The organism is Pseudactinotalea sp. (assembly GCF_048594945.1).
GTDB lineage: Bacteria > Actinomycetota > Actinomycetes > Actinomycetales > Beutenbergiaceae > Pseudactinotalea.
The window spans coordinates 1-2,609 of record NZ_JBMDXJ010000079.1 but is presented as its reverse complement, the minus strand read 5'-3'; the positions used below and the strand labels follow the sequence as shown (position 1 = coordinate 2,609).

Annotated in this window: 3 protein-coding genes; 1 reads left to right on the top strand and 2 read right to left on the bottom strand. The window is 69.1% G+C overall.

Features of this window, described 5'->3' with window-relative positions; genetic code table 11:
- Together ACOJSN_RS03600 and ACOJSN_RS03595 are read right to left on the bottom strand one after the other, a co-directional pair.
- Positions 1-843 (bottom strand): MetQ/NlpA family ABC transporter substrate-binding protein (locus tag ACOJSN_RS03600; RefSeq protein WP_420111141.1); only part of this gene is annotated, 843 nt, incomplete at its 3' end.
- A 180-nt stretch (positions 844-1,023) separates the two neighbouring features.
- Positions 1,024-2,016, bottom strand: a complete 993-nt coding sequence (locus tag ACOJSN_RS03595) for an alpha/beta fold hydrolase (protein WP_420111140.1) — start codon at positions 2,014-2,016, stop codon at positions 1,024-1,026.
- A 55-nt stretch (positions 2,017-2,071) separates the two neighbouring features.
- On the opposite strand from ACOJSN_RS03595, the gene ACOJSN_RS03590 reads away from it, so the two are divergent.
- The coding region (locus ACOJSN_RS03590; RefSeq protein ID WP_420111139.1) for a TetR/AcrR family transcriptional regulator at positions 2,072-2,609 on the top strand (538 nt) is incomplete at its 3' end.

The window sequence follows — 2,609 nt, the reverse complement described above, 5'->3', positions numbered from 1 at the left end:
AACCGGGGTCTGGGTGAGGACGGCCACGCCACCGGCGGCCTCGAGCACACCGTCCTGCACCTCGGGCGTGGTCTGGTAGATCTCGACGAGCTGGGCGAGAACCTCGTCGTCGGCGTTGTCCTGCGTGGTCGCGAAGATGTTGATGTAGGGGAACGAGGAAGGATCAGCCGGGTCGTCCTGCGCGATCGCGTCCTCAGGCGTGAGGCCGGCGTCGGTGATGAAGTCGTTGTTGATGATCGCCGCGGCGACGTCCGGCAGCGAGGAAGCGGTGCTGGCGGCGTCGAGCGCGGTCACGGTGACGCGCGAGGCGGCTTCGTCCACGTCCGCGACCGTTGAGAACGGGCTGCCGCCGTCGGCCAGCGTGATCAGGCCGGCCTGCTGGAGGATCAGCAGCCCGCGGGCCTGGTTGGTGTCGTCGTTGGGCACGGCCACCTCGGCGCCGTCCGGGATCTCCTCCACGCTGCCGTACTGGGTCGAGTACAGCCCGAGCGGGTAGATCGCGGTCGAGCCGATCGGCACCAGGTCGTCGCCCGCCTGCACGTTGTAGTTGGCGAGAAAGATGATGTGCTGGAACTGGTTGATGTCCAGCTCACCCTCGCTCAGCGCGGGGTTGGGCTGGTTGTAGTCGGTGAAGTCGACGATGTCGAGTGCGATGCCTGCCTCCTCGACGGCGGCCTCGTAGGTCGCCCAGTACGGCTCGCTCGCGCCGACCACGCCGAGCTGCACCGGGTTGTCCTCGGTGCCGAGCTCGGCGTCACCGGCATCCGCGCCCGCACACGCCGACATCAACATCGCCACCCCGACGGCGGTCGCGGTGACGATCGTGCGGCGGCGTGCGTTCATGGTGCTTCTCCTGCGCTTGGTGGGAGGGACGGGTGCGGGGTCACCGCTGCCACGTCCCGGACGTGCCGATCCGATGCGCGCCGACATCCGGCGCCGCCCGGTGGCGCGCACTACCCTCACCCCACTGCGCCCGACACCTCGACGCCGACCGCGACCGTCTCGGATTCTGGGACTCGGTCCTCAGCTCAAGCTGGTCAGGAAGCGGTCGAGGTCCGCAGCTACCCGGTCCGACTCCTGAGCTGAGACGGCGTGGCTGGCGCCCTCGTAGAACTCGACCCTGCCCTGGCCAAGGGTGCGTTCGGCGACCCCCACCGCCGCTGCGGCGTCGTGCACCACGGAGTCCCCGGCGATGATGGCGAGCACCGGGATGTCGAGCGCCTGCAGTGCCTGCTCGGTGATCTGCTCCGGGCGCGGGAGCTTGCTGCTGTAGTGCTGCTGGCCGGCGTCGATCATCCGCCCGACCGCGAAGTCGTTGGTGTCCTCTCCGCCGCCCGCGATCCAGGAGTTGAAGCCATCCCGCCAGGCGGACGGCAGCCAGGGGATGCTCGCCGGGATCGACCGGAGGACGAACTCGGCGTGGATCGAGGCGAAGGTGAACACGGGATCGAGCAGCGTCAGGCTCGCGGCCGACCCGGGGTGCCGGGTCGCGAGGTTGGTCACCGACCAGCCGCCGACGGACAGCCCGACCATGTGGAACGTGTCGTCGGGGAGCTGCTCGATCGCCTGATGCAGCCACAGCGCCTGGGCGGCAGAATCGGTGATCGGGCGTTCCTGGACGCTCATGCCGGCGTGGCCGAGCAGGTCCACGGTGTAGACGTCGCCATGCTGTCGCATATGGTGCAGGTTGGGCGCCCACACCGGCGACCCGGCGCCATGGCCGGTGACCAGCAGCAGCGGCGTAGCGTCCGGTTGCTCGCCGGCGTACCGGTACATCCGCACCCAGCCGAAGTCGGTCCGGAGATCGTACGTCTCGGTGGCTTCGGGCATGTCAGCCATCGCGTCGTCGTACGCCCGCTGGAACGCCGCGTGGCCCTCCGCGCTCCGCCAGTGGCCCACCGGTGACGGCGACCGTAGCGCCACCGCCGCCGCGATCCCGAGTGCCCCGATCGCAGCGATTGCCAGGGTGAGCGGACGCCCTGCGGTTGGGCTGTCGGGTTCTGTGCTGTCGCTCATCCTCACGTCCCTAACCGATCGGTAGATTTATCGACCGTATGTGAGAATGTCGAGCATGGCAACCCGTCAGAGCACCGGATCGCTGACCTTCATCGAGCAGGCGAGGCGCGCCCAGCTGATCGAGGTGACGATCGCGATGGTTGCCGAACACGGCTACAGCGGCACGTCGCTGTCACGGATCGCCGGCGGCGCAGGTATCACCAAGGCGGCCGTGCTCTACCACTTCCCCACCAAAGATGCGGTGGTCGACGCTGCCTACCAGCACGTGCTCACCGCCCTGGTCACGCGGCTCGCCGGAGCCGTCGAGGCCGCCGACCTCGCTCACGGGCCGGCGGTCTACGTCCGCACGATGATCGCCCACCTGCACGAGTTCCCGGAGCACACCCGGATGCTCACCGAGGCGCTCACCAACGCCGCCACGCAGGAGCAGGACACCAGTGCGCGGTGGCAAGGGCTGGCGCAGATCATGGCTGCCGCCCGTGTGGCTCGCGGACTCGACGGCGATGCCGACCTCCGTACGCTCGCGATCGTCGTGGGAGGCGCGATCGACGCGATCATCGGCGAACGCCTCCGCGATCCCTCCTACGACACGA

What these genes read in the sequence shown, in the direction of transcription:
- ACOJSN_RS03595 (WP_420111140.1), bottom strand. Translation starts at nt 2,016, where the DNA reads ATGAGCGACAGCACAGAACCCGACAGCCCAACCGCAGGGCGTCCGCTC.